We start from the raw sequence: 20454 nt of genomic DNA on the forward strand, positions 1-20454 counted from the left end.
TCGTCTCCTGAGACCTCTCATCCGGTCCTTGCGGAGAGGCCCCGCCGGCACAGCCCACCCGCATCCACCCAAACCACCGTCATGCTCCGGCTTGATCGGAGCATCCATTGCACCCCCCGACCCCGCGCCCGGCCGCAGGATGGGCCCTCCGGTCAAGCCGGAGGGCGACGGCGGGGAAGGGGGGCCACGGTGGTGAAGCGCGAGGATGGCGACCCATCTCCCCTCCCCAGCCGCTGTCATCTTCCCGACAAGCCGCTTTTCTTTGTCCGCTCCCGGCAACCGCGCCGGACTCCGTAGAATTCCGGAGGAGGTGTTCGTAATCGCTTGATTGCCCGTGTCTATTTACAGCATTCGATGCTTGGCACGCGCCTTGCTCACCTGACCGTGGAGCCAACGGGAAGGCGCGGAGCCAGGGTCATGCATATCGTCGTCTGCATCAAACAGGTCCCCGACAGCGCGCAGATCCGTGTCCACCCGGTCACGAACACCATCATGCGCCAGGGCGTGCCCACCATCATCAATCCCTACGACCTGTTCGCGCTCGAAGAGGCGCTGCGCCTGCGCGACCGGTTCGGCGGCGCGGTGACGGTGCTGACCATGGGACCGCCCTCGGCCGAGGACAGCCTGCGCAAGGCGCTGACCTTCGGCGCCGACCGCGCGGTGCTGCTCACCGACCGCTTCTTCGCCGGCTCCGACACCCTCGCCACCTCGTTCGCGCTCGCCACCGCCATCACCAGGATCGGCGAGACCTGGGGCGCGCCGGACATCGTCTTCACGGGCAAGCAGACCATCGACGGCGACACCGCGCAGGTCGGCCCCGGCATCGCCAAGCGCCTCGGCCTGATCCAGGTGACCTATGTGGCCAAGGTGGCGGAGCTGGACCCTGAGGGTCGCACCATCACCCTGGAGCGCCGCGCCGAGGGCGGCACGCAGGTGCTGAAGTCGCAGCTGCCGTGCCTCATCGCCATGCTGGAAGGCACCAACGAGGTGCGCCGCGGCACCATGGCCGACGCGCTCAGCGCCGCGCGCGCCGAGATCGTCAAGTGGAACGCCAAGGACGCCGGCGTCGAGGACCTCGGCAAGTGCGGCCTCAAGGGCTCGCCCACCATCGTCAAGCGCGTGTTCGCGCCCGCGGCCCGCTCCGAGAAGGCGAAGGTGATCGAGGCGCCCGAGGGCGGCAGCCTCGCCGACGCGCTGATCGCGGACGTGTTCGCGCGCCAGCCCCATCTCGAAGCCGACCTCACCGCGCTGGCGCGCGGTTTCTGAACGCCCAAGGACGCCGGAAAGAGAAAGCCGACCATCATGAGCGAGCCGAAGAAGCCCCAGGCCCCCGCCGCAGGCGGGCGGGCCTCCACCAAGAAGGAGCTGCCCGAGCACTTCAAGGCGTACAAGCACGTCTGGGTGTTCATCGAGCAGGAGCGCGGCCAGGTCCATCCGGTCTCGTGGGAGCTGATGGGCGAGGGGCGCAAGCTCGCCGACAAGCTGAACGTGGAACTCGCCGCCGTGGTCCTCGGCGCGGAGGGCGAGACGGTGCGCCACGCGGTGGCGGAGGCCTTCTGCTACGGCGCAGACCTCGTCTATGTGGGCGCCGACGCGGTGCTCGCGGACTACCGCAACGAGGCCTACACGGCGGCGATGACGGACCTCGTCAACACCTACAAGCCGGAGATCCTGCTGCTCGGCGCAACCACGCTCGGGCGCGACCTCGCCGGCGCGGTGGCCACCACGTTGCTCACCGGCCTCACCGCGGATTCCACCGAGCTGGACGTGGACGCGGACGGCTCGCTCGCCGCCACCCGCCCGACCTTCGGCGGGTCGCTCCTGTGCACCATCTACACGCTCAACTACCGTCCGCAGATGGCGACTGTCCGCCCGCGCGTGATGGCCATGCCGGAGCGGGTGGAAAAGCCGATCGGCCGGGTGGTGGAGCACGCCCTGCAGATCAGGGAAGCCGACATCGTCACCAAGATCCTGAGCTTCCTCCCGGACCGGGATTCCAACAAGTCGAACCTCGCTTATGCCGACGTGGTGGTGGCGGGCGGCATGGGGCTCGGCTCGCCGGAGAACTTCCAGCTGGTGCGCCAGCTCGCCGCCGCCATGGGCGCCGAGTACGGCTGCTCGCGGCCGCTGGTGCAGAAGGGCTGGGTCACCTCCGACCGGCAGATCGGGCAGACCGGCAAGACCATCCGCCCGCGGCTCTACATCGCCGCCGGAATATCAGGCGCGATCCAGCACCGGGTGGGGGTGGAGGGCGCCGACCTGATCGTCGCCATCAACACCGACAAGAACGCGCCGATCATGGACTTCGCCCATGTGGCCGTCGTCACCGACGCGATCCGCTTCCTGCCCATGCTGACCGACGCCTTCAAGCGGCGCCTGTCGGCCCATTCCCGCGACAAGATGGCGAGCTGAGGAGGACTTGAGATGATCGACGAGAAGTTCGACGCGATCGTCGTGGGCGCCGGCATGGCCGGCAATGGGGCCGCCTACACGCTGGCGAAGCGCGGCCTGAAGGTGCTGCAGCTGGAGCGCGGCGAGTATTCCGGCTCCAAGAACGTGCAGGGCGCGATCCTCTACTCCGACATGCTGGAGAAGATCATCCCCGACTTCCGCGAGGATGCGCCGCTGGAGCGGCACCTCGTCGAGCAGCGCTTCTGGATGATGGACGACAGGTCGCACGTGGGCCTGCACTACCGCTCGGAAGACTTCAACGAAGAGGCGCCGAACCGCTACACCATCATCCGCGCCCAGTTCGACAAGTGGTTCTCCGGCAAGGTGCGCGAAGCCGGTGCCCTGGTGGTGTGCGAGACCACCGTGACCGAGCTGGTGCAGGACGCCTACGGCAAGGTGATCGGGGTGAAGACGGACCGCGGCGGCGGCCAGATCCATGCCGACGTGGTGGTGCTGGCGGAGGGGGTGAGCGGCCTGCTCGGCACGAGAGCCGGCCTGCGCAAGATCCCGAAGCCCACCGATGTCGCTTTGGCGGTGAAGGAGATGCACTTCCTGCCGCAGGAGACCATCGAGGACCGCTTCCTCCTGAAGGGCGACGAGGGCGTGGTCATCGAGGCCGCCGGCACCATCTCGGAGGGGATGACCGGCATGGGCTTCATCTACACCAACAAGGAATGCATCTCGCTCGGCATCGGCTGCCTGGTGTCGGACTTCCAGAAGACCGGCCGGTCGCCCTACCAGCTCCTGGAGACGTTCAAGCAGCACCCCTCGGTGGCGCCGCTGATCGCCGGCTCGGAGGTGAAGGAATATGCCGCCCACCTCATCCCCGAGGGCGGCTACAAGGCGATCCCGCAATTGTTCGGCGACGGATGGGTGGTGGTGGGCGACGCGGCCCAGCTCAACAACGCCATCCACCGCGAGGGCTCGAACCTCGCCATGACCTCGGGCCGCATCGCCGCCGAGGCGATCTTCCAGGTGAAGTCGCGCAAGGAGCCGATGACGGCGCAGAACCTCTCGCTCTACAAGACCCTGCTGGAGCAGAGCTTCATCATCAAGGACCTGAAGAAGTACAAGGATATGCCGCAGTTGCTGCACATCCAGTCCCAGAACTTCTTCCTCACCTATCCCCAGCTCGTGTCGAAGGCGATGCAGAACTTCGTCCGCGTGGACGGCACGCCGAAGATCGAGAAGGAGAAGATGACCCTGAAGTCGTTCACCTCGGCGCGGTCGTGGGCGGGCCTGTTCGGCGACGCCTTCCGCCTCGCCCGCGCGTGGCGCTGAACCCCATCAACCGGAGGACATGACATGGCCACCGCCGATCCCGCGGTCCGCGTCGAGGACAAGCTGTTCCAGAACCGCTATCTGGTGGATGCGGGGCGCTGCCACATCAAGGTGCGGCCCCACACCACGCCCACCCCGGCGCTGAAGGCGCTGCTCACCGCCTGCCCGGCGCGCTGCTACGAGCTGAACGCCAACGGCCAGGTGGAGATCGCCGCCGACGGCTGCGTAGAATGCGGCACCTGCCGCATCATCGGCGAGCCCTCGGGCGACATCGAGTGGAACTATCCGCGCGGCGGCTACGGGGTGCTGTTCAAGTTCGGCTGAGGCCGCGCGGCAGGGCGACCGCCCCCGGGACCGGCCGCCCGCGTGCCCTCCGGTCAGGCCGGAGGGCGTTGGGAGAAAAGCCGGCGGAGCGGAGACCGGGGGCGAAGTCCCCTTATTCCGGCGCCACCATCTCCTTCAGCCGGAAGCGGATGATCTTGCCGGAGCCGGTGCGCGGGATCTCGCTCACCTGGTGCACCACGTGGGGCACCTTGTAGGACGACAGGCGCTGGCGGCAGTGCGCCATGAGCGCCTCCACGTCGAAGGCGGCGCTGCGCGGCACCACATAGAGCGCCGGCACCTCGCCGAGCTGGGGATGGGCGACGCCCGCAACCGCGCAGTCCAGCACCTCGGCGAACGTGAGCACCGCCTCCTCGATCTCCGCCGGGGCGATGTTCTGCCCGCCGCGGATGATGAGTTCCTTCAGGCGCCCGGTGATGGTGACGAAGCCGTTGCGGTCCGCACGTGCGAGATCGCCGGTGTGGTACCAGCCGTTGCGCAGCGCCTTGTCCGTCTCCTCCGGCTTGTTGTGGTAGCCGAGCATGACGTTCGGCCCGCGCACGATCAGCTCGCCCTCCTGGCCGGCGTCGAGGTCCTTCAGGCTCGACGGGTCGACGATGCGCAGCGCCACGCCCGGCAGCGGCAGGCCGCACGAGCCCATGACGCGGGCGCTGTCGGCGGCGTTCATCGTCACCATGGTGGACGTCTCGGTGATGCCGTAGCCGTCGAGCAGCGGCACCTTGAACGCGGCCTCGAAGGTGGAGTTCAGCGTCGCCGGCATGATCGCGCCGGCCGACATGCAGACCCTGATGCCGGCAAGGTCGGTCCGGCCTTCGGCGAGGCCGGCCTCCATCAGATAGTGGAACATGGTGGGCACGCCGGGAAACACGGTGAATTCGCCGGTGTCCAGCAGCCGCAGCGCCTCGCGGGTGGAATACTTCTCCATGATGTACTCGCTCGCCCCGGTGGCGAGGATCGAGAGCACGGAGAGGTTCAGCGCATAGGAATGGAACAGCGGCAGCGGCGAGAGGACGTTGTCCTTCTCGCTCAGGCCCATGACGGAGGCCCAGGCCGATGCGGTGACCCACAGCATGGAGCGGCAGGTGAGCAGCACGCCCTTCGCCCGGCCGGTGGTGCCGGACGTGTAGATGATGAAGGACGCGGCATCGATGTCGTCCGGATCGCGCGGCGGAGCGGGCGGCACGGTGGTCGCCAGCGCCTCGAAGCCGCGCGGATCGCCCGCCGGCGCATCCGCCAGGATGATGCCGGCGACGCTCGGCGCGTCCGCCCTGAGGCCCTCGATCAGTTCCGCCTTCGCCGCCGAGGTGACGACGATGCGGCAGGCCGCATCCGAGAGCCGGTAGGAGACCTCGCCCGGCGCCGCCTCGGCGCTGATCGGCACGGCGACGCCGCCGGCCCGCACGACGGCGAGAAGCGCCTCCACCCAAGCGACCGAGTTGGCGAGGTAGATGGCGACGCGCTCGCCCTCCCCCACCCCGAGCGCGGCGAGATGGCCGGCGAGGTTCGCGGTGCGCCGGTCGAGATCGGCGTACGTGACCGCGCGGGCGGCATCCCGGAATGCCACCTTGCCGCCGCGCGCGGCGGCGTGGCGCTTCAGAAGCTCCGGAACGGGAGCGATGAGTTCCGCCTTGAGCATGCAACCTCCCCGAATGTTCGCCGGCGTTCGCCGCGCGGCCGGCCTCAGAGCATCGAGAAGCCGCCCGAGATGCTGATGACCTGCCCGGTGATCCACGAGCCCTTGGGCGAGGCGAGCAGCGCCACGGTGGGAGCGATGTCCTCCGGCTGACCGAGGCGGCGCAGCGGATAGAACTTGGTCAGCTTGTCGCGGTTCGCCTCGACCCAGGAGCGGTCGTGGGCGGTCTCGATCAGGCCGAGCGAAATGGTGTTGGCGGTGACGCCCGAGCGGCCCATCTCGCGCGCCAGCGACTTCATGAGCGCGATCACGCCGGCGCGCGCGGCGGCGACGATGGAGAGGCCGGATTCGCCGACGCGCGAGCTGTCGCCCACCACGGCGATGAGGCGCCCGTCGCCGCCCTTCTCCAGATGCGGGGCGGCGGCGTGGGCGAGGTGGATGGCGCCGTAGAGGCAGGTGTCGATCTGCGCCTTCCACTCCTTCTCGGTGGTGTCGGTGAACTTCTGGCGGATGGCGAGGCCGGCATTGTTGACGACGATGTTCAGCCCGCCCAGCTCGGCGACGATGGCGTCCACCATCGCCTTCACCGCGCCGAAGTCGGCGACGTCCGCCTTGTAGGCCTTGGCTTCGCCGCCCTTGGCGCGGATCTCGTCCACCACCGCCTGCGCCTCCTCGGCGGACTTGCGATAGTTCACCGCCACGCTCGCGCCCTCGGCGGCGAGCGCCAGGCAGATCTCGCGGCCAACATCGCGCCCGCCGCCGGTGACCAGCGCCACTTTGCCCTTCAGGTTCAGGTCCATCGTCGTCTTGCCTCGTTCTCGATTGGCGGGGCGGCCGCGCGGCGGCCGGGTGTCATTGATAGGCGTCGGCGCCCTTGCGCAGGCTCTGCCACTGGGCATCGTCGTGCCCGCACAGGACGACCGCGCCCGCCGCCTCGATCTTCCGAATCTCGGCGATGGTCTTCACGTGGGCGTCCACATTCCATGTATTCTTCGGCACCACGTCTCGATCGAGCGCGGAGCGCAGGCTCACGGCGTCGGAAGCGAGCAGGAAGGCGCCATCTCGGTCCAGCGTCACCAGCGCGCCGGTCAGACCCGGCGTGTGGCCCGGCAGCGGCACGAGGGTGATACGGCCGTCGCCGAACAGGTCCCGCTCGCCCTCGATGAGCTCCAGCGGATTGGGCTGGTCCCAGTCCACCGGCAGATAGCCCGAGGCGACCGCGTTCTCGGCCCTCGCGGCGGCCAGCTCCAGCGCGCTCACCACCACGGTCGCCTTGCGGAACAGGCCGTTGCAGCCGCAATGGTCGGGGTGGAAGTGCGAGCACACCACCACGTCGATGTCGTCGGGCTCAAGGCCGACACACTTCAGTTGCGAGGCCGCATTGTCGCCCGCCCCCATGATCGGCGCCATCGCGCGCGCGACGCCGCCCCAGCGCGCTTCCGCGTCGCTCACCACAGAGGGGTGGCAGCCGGTGTCGAACATCACGTTGCCCTGCGGGTGGCGCAGCAGGAAGCAGGAGACCGGCAGCTCGATCATCTCGCTGCGGTCCGCGCTCGGCTCGTAGACGTGCTTCTTCATGCGCAGCCGGCCGCCGGACAGGACATGCATCTTCATGACGTTCTCCCTGCCGTGCGCGCTCAGCGGCCCATGAAGCGCGGCGGGCGCTTCTCGGCGAAGGCCGTGCGGCCCTCCTGGTAGTCGTCGCTGCTGGAGGCGGCGTCGATCAGGCGCTGCGCCTCGGCCACGTCGAGCGCGCCCTCGCCCATGGCGAGGCCATCGAGGATGTATTTCGCGCCCGAGACCGAGAGCGGCGCGTTCTGCGCGATCCGGCCGGCGAACTCCAAAGCCGAGGCCATGGGATCGACCGCGAGATCCTGCGCGAAGCCGATGCGCACCGCGCGCTCGGCATCGATCCGGTCGGCGGTGAAGAGGATGCGCTTGGCCTCGGTGAGGCCCACCAGCGACAGCAGGCGCTGGGTGCTGCGCACGCCGTAGATGATGGAGAGCCGCGCCGCCGGGATGCCGAACATCGCCGAGGGGCCGGCGAAGCGGAAGTCGCACGACATGGACAGGTGGCAGCCGCCGCCGAGGCAATAGCCCTCCACCACGGCGATGGTGGGCTTGCCGGCGGCCTGGATGGCATCGGACGAGGCGTCCACCGCCACCTCATAGGCGACCGACTGCTCCACCGTATGGCGCACGGCACCGAACTCGGAGATGTCCGCGCCAACAGAGAAGTTGCCGCCGGCCCCGGTGAGGATGATCGCCCGCACCTCGGGATCGGCCCCGAGCTCGCCGAAGATGCGCGCGATGCCCTGCCACATGGCGAGCGTCATGGGATTGCGCAGCTGCGGCCGGTTCAGCGTGACGGTGGCGATGTGATCGGCGACGGCAACCTCGATATCCGACACAACGTTCCTCCTTCGCTGGGCGCCGCCGGAAGCGACGGGCGCAGGTGCAGATCCACCGGCCCGCCTGGCGCGCATGCGCCCCTGCACCGGCTTCTTTCGCGCTCCGCGCCAAGCCTGCGCGAAAGGCGTCGCCGCACCCTCGATTATGACTTGCATTAATAGACTGAAAATGATTTTGTCAATGGCGCAGCGCCGGAACGCTCAAGGGCTTTTCCAGGATTTCCAAGCCTTTCAGCGCGGCGTGCCCCCATCCCCGGGCAGAGTCTGATCGCGCCCGCGCGCGCGCCGGACGCCACGCGCAGAGCCGATCTTGAGACTGCTCCTCCCGAGCATGCCCGCCTCCCGGCGGGCTTTTTTTTGCGCTCCGCTCAAGGCCCGCCGTCCAGCGCCGGCTCCTCGATGCGCTCCCGGTTGGCACCGAACGGGGCCGGGTCGTAGTTCAGCCGGTAGCGCATGGCGTGCGCCTCCACCGGCTGGCGGCACTGGTCGCAGATGACGGTCGCCGTGAAGTCGTGGCCGCAGTCGAGATGGGTCAGGATCAGCGGCGGCTCGCCGCCCGACAGCCACCGGTCGCCCCAGGCCTGCATGGCGATGAAGGCGCCGTAGATGTCCTTGCCCATGTCGGTGAGGCGGTACTCGAACCGCTCCGGCTGGCCCTGGTACCTGCGCCGCTCGAACATGCCCCGGGCGACGAGCCGCGCGAGCCGGTCGGTGAGGATGTTCGGAGCAATCCGCAGTTCGGTCTGCAGCGCGTCGAACCGGCGCACGCCGAAGAAGGCCTCGCGCAGGATGAGGAAGGTCCAGCGGTCGCCGACGATCTCCAGCGTGCGCGACACCGAACTCGGCCGCCCCCGGGAGAAGCTCGCCGATTCGGCGGTGCGCCGCGACCTTTTCTCGACGCCCACGGGCGTGCGGCCGGCGCCGGGCCCGTCGCGGTAGCGCACGCGCGTGGCACTGGCCGGTTCCAGGCAATGGGAGCAGGCCACATAGGGCCGGCATTCGTGGCCGCAGGTGGCGTGCACGAGCCGCAGCGGCGGGCCGTCCGGCCCCGAGAGCCAGCGGTCGCCGAACGCGATCATGGCCATGAAGCTCGGATAAAGGTCCATGCCGCAGCGGGTGAGATGGTACTCGACCCGGCTCGACGTCGCGGAATAGTGCACCTGCCGGAAGATTCCGCGCTGGGTCAGGCGCTTCAGGCGCTCGGCGAGGGTCGCGCGCGGCAGGCCGAGCGCGGCGCGGAACTCCTCGAAGCGCCGCGCGCCGAAGAAGGCCTCGCGGATGACGAGGAAGCTCCAGACGTCGGAAAGAATGGACAGCGTGCGGCCGACCGAGCAATTGCGCTCGAACGCCTGAAGCGCGCCGCGCACCTTCGGCTCTGCCTTCCTGGCCCCGGCCTTCTTTGTCCCGCCTAGCTTCGGCGTGCCCGATCCGGCTGCGCTGGGTTCGGCAGCGCCTTTGCCCACCGCGGCCGTCTTGGCACCGGACGCCGCAATGGCCTTCTTCGGCCGCGCGGGCGGTTCGGCTCCAAGGCCGTCGGGCTGGCGCGCGCGCTTGTGCGTGGACATTCGGCTCCCGACCCAGTGGCGAATTCGGTTCACTTATACAATGAACCCGCCGCGCGCCGCACTGTCGAGCGAAGATTGTCCGGTGGACCGGTCGCTACCTCAATGGGCGTAGATCACCCCCGGCAGCCACAGCGCCAGTTGCGGGAACGCCCACAACAGCCCCAGGCAGACGATCTGGAGGCCCACGAACGGAATGATGCCGCGATAGATGTCGGAGGTCTTCAGCTCCGGCGGCGCCACCCCGCGCAGGAAGAACAGCGAGAAGCCGAACGGCGGGGTGAGGTAGCTGGTCTGCAGGTTCACCGCCAGCATGATGGAGAGCCACACCGGGTCCACGTCCATGTGCAGGAGGATGGGCGCGGCGATGGGCACCACGATGAACAGGATCTCGAACGTGTCGAGGAACATGCCCAGCACGAACACGATCGCCATCACCACCAGCACCGCCCCGTCGGCGCCGCCGGGCATGGCGCGCAGGAACTCGCCCACCACCTCCTCGCCGCCGAGGCGGGTGAACACCAGCGAGAACACCGTCGCCCCGAGGAAGATGACGAACACCATGACGGTGAGGATCAGCGACTGGCGCGAGACCTGCGTCGCCACGTCGACGAGACGCGCGCGGGTGTCCGGCCGCGACAGCGCGAAGGCGGAGGCAACGACGAGCGCCACCAGCGAGCCCGTGAGCACCCCCGCCGCGCCGGCGAGGAGCGCGAGCATCACGAGGCCGAGGATCATCGCCGTCCACCACCAGAACAGCGCGCGATCGACCTGGGCGCCGAAGCGCGGCGCCAGCGCCTCGCCGACGATGCGCACCACGGTGAGCAGCACCGCGCCCATGGCGCCCACCGAGGCCGCCTCGGTCGGCGTCGCGACGCCGGCGATGATGGAGCCGAGCACGGCGATGATCAGCAGCAGGGTCGGCGCCAGCGCCACCACCACGCGCTGCCCGAGCCCGGGCGAGCGGTGCGTAACCATTGCGGGGCACGAGGCCGGCCGGAAGATGATGTGGCCGATCACCCACAGCGTGTAGAGGCCGGACAGGACGAGGCCGGGAATGAAGGCGGCCGCGAACAGGTCCCCCACCGAGAGCGTCTGCGGCACGAAATTGCCCTTGGCGAGCTGCACCTGGCTGTTGGCCGTCTGCATGATGACGGCGAGGAACACCAGCACCGTTGAGGGCGGGATGATCTGCGCCAGCGAGCCGGTGGCGCAGATGAGCCCCGAAGCGAGGCGCTTGTCGTAGCCGACGCGCATCATGGCCGGCAGCGAGATCAGCGCCATGGTGGTCACGGTGGCGCCGACGATGCCGGTGGAGGCGGCGAGCAGCGAGCCGACGAGGATCACGGAAAGGCCGAGCCCGCCGCGCATGCGCCCGAACACTTCGCCGAGCGTCTTCAAGAGGTCCTCGGCGATGCCCGAGCGCTCCAGCATCACTCCCATGAGGATGAAGAGCGGCACCGCGATCAGCACGTCATTGTTGAGGATGCCCCAGTAGCGCAGCGGCAGCGCGTTGAAGTAGCTCAGGTCGAAGGCGCCGGCATAGTGGCCCAGAAGGCCGAAGCCGAAGCCCACGCCGGCCAGCGAGAACACCACCGGATAGCCGAGCGCGAGCACCGCCACCACGGCGAGGAACATGAGGACGCTGAGCGCTTCGCCCGCGAGCAGAGGCGTAATCATGGCGCATCCGGGAGCGCGGGCACGACAGCGTGCGACGGCTGGTGGCAGAGGAGGACGGCGAGAGCGCGCGCGATGATGGCAACGCCCTGGAGGCCGACGGTGAGGACGAAGAACAGCAGCGTGCTCTTCAGCAGCCACAGGGCCCGAAGCCCGTTCTCCCACTGCGAGGCCTCGTTCATCACGTAGGAGGTGTGGAAGAAGGACCATCCCGACACCGCCATCATGGCCAGGAAGGGCGCCATGAGGAACAGCGTGCCGAACAGCTCCACCAGCGCCTTGCCGCGCGGGCCGAAACGCGCATAGAGCAGGTCCACCCGCACGAAGCCGCCCTTCATGAGCACGTAGCCCGCGCCCAGGGTGATGGCAGCCACATGGGTCCAGGCATAAAGCTCCTGGAGCCAGATCTCGCCGACATGGAACACGTAGCGCAGATAGACCGTGGCGAAGCACACCACCACGGTGGCGAAGGTGAACCACGCCACGACGCGGCCCACCGCCTCCGTGAAGCGGTCGATGCCGGAGGCCGCGGCCTCCAGCATCGCGCCCAGGTCCGAGCCCCCGCGCTCAGACATAGGGGAAGCCGAGGCCGCGGGCGTTGCCGAGGGCGCGGTCGGAATAGTCCGACAGGTTGATCATGGTGCGGCGGGCGGAGAAGTAGGCGTCCCAGATCTTCTGGCCGAGCGGGTCGAGCTTGCCGCGCTCCTCCTTCAGCACCTCGCCGGCCGCGGTGCCGAGGGCGACCAGCACCTCGTCGGGCAGCTTGCGCGCCTCGACGCCGTGCTTCTCGGTGAGCGCCTTGAGCGCCTGCGCGTTGATCCAGTTGTACTCGGCCAGCATGTCCTGGTGCCCGGCCTGGCACGCCACCGTCACCACCTCCTGGAGGGTGGGCGAGAGCGCGTCGTACTTGGCCTTGGAGATGATGACCTGCTGGATCGCCCCCGGCTTCTGCACGCCCGGCCAGTAGTAATACTTGCACACCTGCTGGAAGCCGAGCGCCATGTCGTTGGCCGGGCCGGTGAAGTCGGTGGCGTCGAGCGCGCCGGACTGGAGCGCGGCGAAGATGTCGCCCGGCGCGAGGATGGTGGGCACCATGCCGACGCGGCGGATCATCTCCGCCCCGAGGCCGGGCATGCGCATCTTCAGGCCCTTGAGGTCGGCGACCGAGGTGATGGGCTTCTTGAACCAGCCGAAGGGCGGGGTGTCGATGTTGCCGATGGCGAAGGACTTCAGCCCGTATTGCGCGGACAGCTCGTCCCACAATTGCTGGCCGCCGCCGTGGTAGAGCCACGCCACGTGCTCCACATAGGCCATGCCGAACGGCACGGTGAAGAAGTAGCCGAAGGCGCGGTTCTTGCCGAGATGGAAGCCGGGCGTGTCGTGGCCCATCTCGGCGGTGCCGTTCTGGACCGCGTCGAAGGTCTGGAGGCCGGGCACCAGCTCGCCCGCGGCGAACACCTTCACCGCCAGCTTGCCGTCCGACATCTTGGTGATGCGCTGGGCGAGCCGCTCGGCGCCGGTGCCGAGGCCCGGCAGGTTCTTCGGCCAGGCGGTGACCATGCGCCACTCGATGCGGCCCTGCGAAATGGCCGGAGCGGGGAAAGCGGCGGCTCCCGCGGCACCGGCGGCAAGGCCGGCCACGATCTTGCGGCGGTCGATGGGCTTCGACATGGGGTGCTCCTGAAGAGGCGGGCGAAGGGAAAGGCGGCGTCGGGACGGGCGCGGCGGCCGCGCGTCAGGCGGCGGACGCCTTGGCGGCCAGCGGCTCGATGTAGTGGACCTCGCCGGTCTTCACTTCGGTGATGGCGAAGGTCTCGAAATATTCGATCTCGGGATACATCCCGTAGCGGGCGACGATCCCGTCGAGCCAGGGGCCCTGATAGAAGGCCTTGGCGTCGGCGATGCTCTCCCAGAGATAGACGCCGCCCGCGCTGCCGGTCTCGTTCCAGATGAAGTGCTTGCGCAGCAGGCCCTTCACCTCGCCGAAGCCGGGGGCAATCTTGTGGAAATGGGCGATGCAGTCGGCCCGCGTGATGGCGGCGGGAAGCTGATAGCGGACGATGGCGGTGATCATGCAAGGACCTCTCGGCGCGGCGGCTGGGCCGACCCCGAGGGTTTTGCAGGGAGCATGCCAAATCGTATAATATTTAGATCTCCGGAGGCAGACAGCCTCTCCACAATGTCAGAAATTATATAAAAATCAGCATGATAAACGCGATCCCGGATTTCATCCCCGCATCGCGCATCACATGATATTATACGATCTACCGATGACGGCAGGAGGAAGCAGGGTGTCCGCCGATGCAGCCGGGTTGAGCAAGGCGCCCAAAAAACAGGCGCGGCAGGCGGCGGTGCTGGATGCGCTGCGCAAGGACATCCTGGACGGCCTGATCCCGCCCGGCGCGCCTCTGCGCCAGGACGATCTGGCGGCGGCGCACCATGTCAGCAAGATCCCGGTGCGCGAGGCGCTGCTGCATCTCGTCGCCGAGGGCCTGGTGCACCTGGAGCCCAACCGCGGCTTCACCGTCGCCGCCTTGGGCGCTCAGGACGCCGAGGAACTGCTCGACATGCGGGCGGTTCTCGAATGCCACATGCTGCGCCTCGCCATCCCGCACATGAGCGACGCGGACATCGGCATCGCGACGCGCATCGTCGAGGAGGCCGAGGCCGTCGAGGAGCTGGGGCGCTGGAGCCAGCTGAACTTCGCCTTTCATGCGGCAATCTCGGCTCCGGCCAAACGCCACCGCCTCGCGGGGCTCATCCGCCAGGTCTCGAACCCGACCGACGCCTATGTGCGCGTGCTCCTGACCAACGCCAATTATCGCGGCCAGGCGGAGCGCGAGCACCGCGCCATCCTCTCCGCCTGCGCCGTGCGCAATGCCGAGGCGGCGACCGCGCTGCTGGACCAGCACATCCGCCAGACCGGTGTTCTGCTGGCGGACGTGTTCGCGGGAAAGACCGCCTCGTCCGCGGCTCCGCACGACCGCCCCCTTGCCGCCGCCGACGGGCCGAAGTCGCCCCGCCGCCGCTGAACGCCGCCGGGGTCCGGCCGCGCGCGCCTACGACTGCGGCGGCGCCTCGGGAGGTACTGCGTCAGGCGCGGCCGCAGGCGATGGATCGCCGTTGACCGCGGCGCGGGTGCGCAGTGCCACCCGCTCGATCGCCTCGGCAAGACGCGGGCGCGTCACCGCCGTCAGCCGGTCGATGCCGAGCAGCCGCGCCAGCGCCACCGGCGGGTCGGGCTCTTCCAGGATGTGGCGGTTGCGGTCCACCACATAGGCCAGTTCGGCGAGGGGGATCTCGGCGACGGCGCGGCGCGAGGCCTCCCCGGACGGCGCGCGATAGGCGACGAGGTCGCGCACCGAGCCGGCGCGCCACAGGAAGTCGCCGCTGCTCTCGGCGGTGCGCTCGACCGTGTCGAGGCAATGGGTGATCCTCGCCTTGATGCGCGGGCCGGTGCGCAGCCAGCCATGGACACGGGCGATGCGCTGGGCCAGGACGTCCTCGCGCACCGGTGCCTCGCAGTCGAGCACGGTCTCGATCATGGCGGCCAGGGTGGGCCCGTAGCTTTTCTCGAAGAACTGGTCGGGCCGCGCGGTGAAGGCGGAGAGGTCGGCCGTCAGGTAGCGCGGGCCGCTCTCGGCTGCGCCGCGCTCTGCGAACAGCGGCCCGTCGTGCCGCGCGGCAGCGTCCGGCGCCGGGCGGGTCGGCGGCCCCTGCCCCACCCTTTCCTCCGGCTCCGGCGGAGCTTCGGGCTCCTCTGCGGGCTCCGGCGTCTCGGCCACCTCGTCGGCGACGGGATCGACCGCCGCACCGAGGTCCCAGTGCGCCGCCGCCGTCGCCGGCTCGGGCACGCCGGCGGCAAGCAGCGCCTTGAGCGCCTCGTCCACGGTCGTCAGCGCTCCGTCCGCGTCGCGCCACCAGTCGGTGGACCACACCCGCAGGATCTTCCAGCCGAGCCCGCGCAGCACCTCCTCGCGCACCTTGTCGCGGTCGCGGGCGGTGGCGGAGCGGTGATAGGTGGCGCCGTCGCACTCGATGCCGGCGAGGTAGAGCCCCGGCTTTTCCGGATGCTGCACGGCAAGGTCGATGCGGAAGGCGGAAACGCCCACCTGCGTCGCCACCTTCCACCCGCGCGTGGCGAGCGCGATCGCCACCGCCTCCTCGAACGGGGATTCGGCGGCGCCCACCGAGCCACGGTCGGGCGCCGCCAGCGCCGCCGGTCCGCGCGCGGCATAGTCCAGGAACGCCTTCAGGTGCCGCACGCCGGGCTTGCCGGTGCGCGAGAGGTCGAGGTGCTCCGCCTCGGTGCCGGAGAACACCAGCATTTCCTGCCGGGCGCGCGTGATGGCGACGTTGAGGCGCCGCTCGCCGCCGTCGCGGTTGAGGGCGCCGAAGTTCATGCGCCGCACCCCGGCGGCGTCCTTGGTGTAGGTGATCGAGAACAGGATCACGTCGCGCTCGTCGCCCTGCACGTTCTCCAGGTTCTTGACGATGGTGGGCTCGAAGCGGTCCTCGGAGAAGAACCATTCCAGCGCGGGGTCGTCGCGCCGCGCCTTGTCGAGCAGGTCCTGGATCAGCGCCTGCTGCGGCAGGTTGAAGGTGATGATGCCGAGCGTCGGGCGCGCCCGTTCCGGCTGTTCGAGCGCGGCGCGCATGCGCGCCACCGCCTCGTCCGCCACCGCGCGGGCTTCCAGAGGATTGGTTCGGCCGCCGCCCTGCCCGCTCAGATAGACGCCTTCGGGCACGCGCCTCAGCCGCACCGCCCGCCCGTCCGCCTCGGGCGCGGGGAAGGTCACGAGCCGGTTGCCGTAATAAGCGGCGTTGGAGAAGGCGATCAGGCTCTCGTCGCGGCTGCGGTAGTGCCAGGAGAGATAGCGCACCGGCAGGCCGCTGGTGCGCGCCTCGTCGAGGATGCTTTCGAGGTCCTTCTGGTGGTCCTCGATCTCCTCGTCGTCCTCCTCGTTGCGGCCGAAGAAATTGGTGGGCGGCAATTGCTTAGGATCGCCCACGATCACCGTCTGGCGCGCCCGCGCGATGGCGCCCACCGCGTCCCAGGTGGTGATCTGCGAGGCCTCGTCGAAGATCACCACGTCGAACAAGGGATGCGCCGGCGGCAGATACTGGGCGATGGAGAGCGGCGACATGAGCAGGCACGGCGCGAGCTTGGGGAAGCTCTGCGGCATGGCGGCGATCATCTCGCGGATCGACTTGCTCGGCCGCTGGAGCGCCATCTGGTGGTTCAGCAGGCCGAGCTCGGAATTGCGCGGCACGCCGTGCGCCGGCGGCAGCCCATGGGCGATGCGGTGGCGCACGCGTGCGCTCGCCTGCCCGCGCACGAAATCGTCCAGGGCGCGGAAGTCGCCGATGGCATGCTCGTGCCGGAAGCGGCGGAAGTCGCGCAGCGCCGGCGTCGCGTCGAGCGCCAGGGGTGCCCACCAGCGGGCATAAGCGAGGCGGAAGGCCGAGCCCATGAAGCCCGGCGCCAGCAGCCCCTGCTCCAGCGCCTCCACCAGCGGGCCGATCCCGGCCTCGGTGGCGCGGTGCTTCACCGCGCACCAGCTGCTCCAGTCGGCGAGCGCGGTCTGGGCCGCCGCGATCTCCTCCATGGCGCCGGCGAGTTCGCCGAGCGATCCCGCGCCGATGATGGCGGCCGGATCGCAGCCCGCCGCCGCGGTGAAGCCGCGCCCGGCCACGGCGAACGCATCCATGGCGGCGCGCAGCGCGCCGGCCGCCGGGCGCACGCGGTAGCGGTCCTCGCCTGCCATGGCGACAGGCGCGAAGGCGTCGATCGCCTCCTGCGCCTCCTCGTCATCGAGCGGCAGCTCGGAGAAGGCCCGGCGCAGCTCCGCGCAGCGCGCAAGGTGCGCGGTCATGGCAGGGATGTCGCTGTCAATGCCGGCAAAGCCGAGCTTGCCGCCCGCGAGCGGGTTCGCGGCGATCTGGTCGAGGTGGCCCTTGAGGCGCCGCAGCAGCGGCAGCACCTCCTGCGGGTCGGGCTTGCCGGACACCGCATAGGTGGCGATGAGGTTGCGCACCTTGGCGAGCCGGGTGACGCGCAGCGGCCAGGCGGACGCGGCTGCGGCGCGCCAGTCGCGCTCCAGGTCGTCGAGCGGGATGCGCGCGATCTCCTCGCGGGCGAACTGGCCGACCAGCCGGGCTTCCGCCCCCTTCGCCCCGGACAGGCTCTCGCCGAGCGCATGCAGCGCCGGGGCGAGGGCATCGAAATCGGGATCGAACACCACCGCATGATCGGCCGCCGCGCAGGCCTCCAGCGCCACTGCGAAGGCCTCGAACCGCTCGATTTCCGGCAGGCCGGCATCCGGCCGCGCGGGCAGGCCGAGCGCCTCCAGGAAGCCGTCGAAGGCGGCCGCGAGCCCGCCCGCCGCCGCCCCGAGGCCTGAGGCGGCGCCGAGCAGGTCGCGCTGCCAGGTGCCGGACCACTGCTCCACATCCACGAAGCGCAGCGCCGGCCTTGTGCCGACGGCGGCGAAGGTGCGCCCCGCCTCCTCGGCCAGTTCCTCCAGCGCCTGGCGCGCCGCGGCGTCGAGGGCGTCGGCGGCCGGAAAGGACAGCGCCGGCACGTCGCGATCGACCCCGCGCAGCACGGTGCCCACCGCCTCGAAGGCGGACAGGCCGTTGCCGTGGGGCGCGTGCAGCGCCTCCACATAGGTGTTGAGCTCGTCGCGGCGGCGCTGCAGCTTGCCGTTGCCGACGATCCAGTCGCGGTCGTCCGCCGCGCCGCCCTCCTCCCACGCCGCCCTGAGCTGGCCGAGGAAGTGCCGGCGGTCGGTCTTGCTGGAATGCAGCTCCAGGCAGTGCGGGCCGAGGCCGTGCTCCTTGAGCCGCCGGTGCACCACGTTCAGCGCCGCCGCCTTCTCGGCCACGAACAGCACGCTTTTGCCCACCGCCAGGCAGTGGGCGATCATGTTGGCAATGGTCTGGCTCTTGCCGGTGCCGGGCGGCCCGACGATCACCATGTCGTGGCCGGCGGCGGCCATCACGCTTGCGACGATCTGCGAGGAATCCGCCGGCAGCAGACACACCACCTCGCGCGGGGCGAAGGTGCGGTCGAGATCGGCCGGCGCCGGGGCGGGCGCATCCACCTCCGGGAACGGGGCGTCCGGCGTGTCGATCAGATGCCGCACCAGCCGGTTCTCGCGCAGCTTCGCGGCCCGCTCGACGAGGTCCTTCCACATCAGATACTTGGCGAAGGAGAAGGTGGAGAGCGCGGTGTCGCTCGTCACCTCCAGGCCGGGCACCTCGCGCACCGCGGTGCGCACCTTCTCGATGAGGGCGGCGACGTCCACCCCCGTGCCGTCCTGCGGCAGCGGCTCTTCGAGCTGCGGCAGCGAGAGGGAGAACTCGCTCTCCAGGAACTTCAGCAGCGTCGCGTTGAAGCGCGGCTCGTCCTCGTGGAAGCGCAGGTTGAAGCGCGCGGACGCAGCGACGCGATCGAGCTTCACCGGCACCAGCAGGAGCGGCGCGCGATGGTCCTTGCCGCCGCGCCGCCAGCGCAGGAAGCCCACCGCCAGGAACAGCGTGTTGGTGCCGCCCTCCGAAAGGTCGTTCCTGGCGGCGCGGTGAAGCTCGATCAGCCGCGCTTCGAGCTGGTCCGGAGCGAGCGGCGCCGGCAGTTCGTCCCGCGCCAGCGCCTCGGCCGCGAAGCCGAGATGGATGTCGTGCCCGCGCATGTCGCGGAAGGTGCCGGGATCGCGCTCGCCGATCGGGTTCTGCTCCGGCAGCGAGACGATGCGGATGGTGGCGCCGGCGGCGAGCCGGTTCTCCAGGTGCGCCGCGTCGGTGCACAGGAACGGCACGGTGCGGCGGGTGTCCTTGAAGTTCAGCAGGCGGTTGGAGAGCGTGAGGTCGAGCAGCTTCTTCTGCCAGCGGGCGATGCGGCCCTCGGGCGTGGTGGGCTTCTCCTCCCCGCTCTGGGGCGGCGCGGGCGCGGGCTCCGGACCCGGCGGCGGGAGGATGATGAGCGGATCGCCGGGCTCCGGCTGCGGCTCCCCAGCCGTCTCCGGCTCCTTCGCGCGCTCCTCGTGGCTCGGCAGGGGCGTGATGCCGCCCTCGCGCAGGCGCTTCACGTCGATGGCGGCGCGGAACTCGCGTTCGCGGGCCTCGCCGAGGCGGGCCGCCACCGCCTCCTGCGCGCGGTCGATGGCGAGCACCGGCCTGCGCGTGACGCCGGTGGTCTCGAACACCATCATCTCGCCGGCGGCGATCGCCTTGCGCACCTCCATGGGGTCCGCCGTCACGGCGAGCGGCAGCGTGCGCGGCGAGAGCCAGACGCCGACCGCCGCGTGACCCTCGAACAGCAGCACCACGGGGTTCAGCCCCGCCGCCTCGAACGCCGCCGCGAACAGCAGCGTGCTGTCGAGGCAGGTGGCGAAGCCCTGCGCCTGCACCACGGAGGGCCGGCGGATCTTCTGGCCGCGCGCCTCGAAGCTCGCGGGCGGCTCGGCATAATGCAGCCCCATGGCGGCCCCGGCGGCGTAGATGGCCGCGGCCAGGATGCGCGCGCGGCGCGGATCGCCGCTCTGGTAGCCGTCCATGCCGGAGGGGATGCGGTTGCGCTCCAGCGCCTGCGAGGCGGTGCGCAGCAGCGCCGCCACCGCCGGATCGTTCGGCATGACGAAGGCGGGGAGCAATTGCGCCATGTCGGCGATGCCGCCCCATTCGTCCCGCGCCAGCAGCCGCACCGGCAGGCGGGCCTCGGTGAGGACCTCACCCTCCTTGCGCAAGACGAAGGCGACTTCGCCCCGCTCGGCCTCGTCGAGGCCCCGCAGGTAGTCGAGGTCGAAATGCACCAGCCGGTCGAACACGGTCTGCCGGTCGCCGGCGGCGAGCCGGTCGATCGCCCAGCTCTTCGGCCGCAGGAAGGGCGGCGTCGCGGTCATTTCCAGCCTCAGGCCGGCATGGACCTCGCTTGTCATGTTGGCGAGCGTCAGAGCGCGCAGCACAGGCACGGCGTTCTGGTAGGAGGCATAGGTGAAGCACGGCGCGACCTCGGCGAGGATCGCCACGGCTCCCGCCGCCGAGGCCCCTGCCATCGGGTCCAGCGCCGCCGCGTCGTCACCCTCGTCTGCCACGG

Annotated in this window: 15 protein-coding genes; 5 read left to right on the plus strand and 10 right to left on the minus strand. The window is 70.0% G+C overall.

The window, feature by feature from the left end; translation table 11 throughout:
* Positions 1-417: 417 nt before the first annotated feature.
* Genes D9R14_RS00675 through D9R14_RS00690 form a run of 4 tightly spaced genes read left to right on the plus strand, consistent with a single transcriptional unit; the run spans position 418 to position 4056 of the window.
* Positions 418-1266, plus strand: coding sequence for an electron transfer flavoprotein subunit beta/FixA family protein (locus tag D9R14_RS00675; protein WP_121621371.1), 849 nt, complete (start codon positions 418-420; stop codon positions 1264-1266).
* Positions 1267-1302: 36 nt separating this feature from the next.
* On the plus strand, positions 1303-2412 hold the full coding sequence (locus D9R14_RS00680; RefSeq protein WP_121621372.1) for an electron transfer flavoprotein subunit alpha/FixB family protein: 1110 nt from the start codon (positions 1303-1305) through the stop codon (positions 2410-2412).
* A 12-nt stretch (positions 2413-2424) separates the two neighbouring features.
* Positions 2425-3732 carry an FAD-dependent oxidoreductase gene (locus tag D9R14_RS00685; protein ID WP_121621373.1) on the plus strand — a complete coding sequence of 436 codons (1308 nt, stop codon included), beginning with the start codon at positions 2425-2427 and terminating at the stop codon, positions 3730-3732.
* 24 nt (positions 3733-3756) lie between these two features.
* Positions 3757-4056 carry a ferredoxin family protein gene (locus tag D9R14_RS00690; RefSeq protein ID WP_121621374.1) on the plus strand — a complete coding sequence of 100 codons (300 nt, stop codon included), beginning with the start codon at positions 3757-3759 and terminating at the stop codon, positions 4054-4056.
* 112 nt (positions 4057-4168) lie between these two features.
* Here D9R14_RS00690 and D9R14_RS00695 read toward each other — a convergent pair whose 3' ends face one another.
* From D9R14_RS00695 to D9R14_RS00735, 9 genes are all read right to left on the minus strand, one after another.
* A complete protein-coding gene (locus D9R14_RS00695; RefSeq protein WP_121621375.1) occupies positions 4169-5710 on the minus strand; it encodes a class I adenylate-forming enzyme family protein in 1542 nt (513 codons plus the stop codon).
* 44 nt (positions 5711-5754) lie between these two features.
* Entirely contained in the window at positions 5755-6507 is a 753-nt protein-coding gene (locus D9R14_RS00700; protein WP_121621376.1) for an SDR family NAD(P)-dependent oxidoreductase, read from the minus strand.
* Positions 6508-6559: 52 nt separating this feature from the next.
* Entirely contained in the window at positions 6560-7321 is a 762-nt protein-coding gene (locus D9R14_RS00705) for an N-acyl homoserine lactonase family protein (protein WP_121621377.1), read from the minus strand.
* 23 nt (positions 7322-7344) lie between these two features.
* Entirely contained in the window at positions 7345-8118 is a 774-nt protein-coding gene (locus D9R14_RS00710; RefSeq protein WP_121621378.1) for an enoyl-CoA hydratase-related protein, read from the minus strand.
* A 368-nt stretch (positions 8119-8486) separates the two neighbouring features.
* Entirely contained in the window at positions 8487-9485 is a 999-nt protein-coding gene (locus D9R14_RS00715; RefSeq protein ID WP_245420453.1) for a winged helix-turn-helix transcriptional regulator, read from the minus strand.
* A gap of 297 nt (positions 9486-9782) precedes the next feature.
* The gene (locus D9R14_RS00720) at positions 9783-11360 is read right to left on the minus strand and encodes a TRAP transporter large permease (protein ID WP_184759579.1); all 1578 of its coding nucleotides are present in this window, start codon (positions 11358-11360) and stop codon (positions 9783-9785) included.
* The gene (locus D9R14_RS00725) at positions 11357-11932 is read right to left on the minus strand and encodes a TRAP transporter small permease subunit (RefSeq protein WP_121621380.1); all 576 of its coding nucleotides are present in this window, start codon (positions 11930-11932) and stop codon (positions 11357-11359) included. The genes D9R14_RS00720 and D9R14_RS00725 overlap by 4 nt, the downstream gene beginning before the upstream one ends.
* The gene (locus D9R14_RS00730; RefSeq protein ID WP_210210790.1) at positions 11925-13028 is read right to left on the minus strand and encodes a TRAP transporter substrate-binding protein; all 1104 of its coding nucleotides are present in this window, start codon (positions 13026-13028) and stop codon (positions 11925-11927) included. The genes D9R14_RS00725 and D9R14_RS00730 overlap by 8 nt, the downstream gene beginning before the upstream one ends.
* A 64-nt stretch (positions 13029-13092) precedes the next feature.
* Positions 13093-13431, minus strand: coding sequence for a hypothetical protein (locus D9R14_RS00735; RefSeq protein ID WP_121621381.1), 339 nt, complete (start codon positions 13429-13431; stop codon positions 13093-13095).
* A gap of 217 nt (positions 13432-13648) precedes the next feature.
* Here D9R14_RS00735 and D9R14_RS00740 point away from each other — a divergent pair, with 217 nt between their 5' ends.
* Positions 13649-14389 carry a GntR family transcriptional regulator gene (locus D9R14_RS00740; protein WP_170168429.1) on the plus strand — a complete coding sequence of 247 codons (741 nt, stop codon included), beginning with the start codon at positions 13649-13651 and terminating at the stop codon, positions 14387-14389.
* Between the two features lie 27 nt (positions 14390-14416).
* Here the strand turns inward: D9R14_RS00740 and proA are convergent, their stop codons facing one another.
* A complete protein-coding gene (proA, locus tag D9R14_RS00745) occupies positions 14417-20452 on the minus strand; it encodes an anti-phage protein ProA (protein WP_245420455.1) in 6036 nt (2011 codons plus the stop codon).
* Between the last annotated feature and the right edge of the window lie 2 nt (positions 20453-20454).

The sequence above is a fragment of the Xanthobacter tagetidis genome (assembly GCF_003667445.1).
Lineage (GTDB): Bacteria > Pseudomonadota > Alphaproteobacteria > Rhizobiales > Xanthobacteraceae > Xanthobacter > Xanthobacter tagetidis.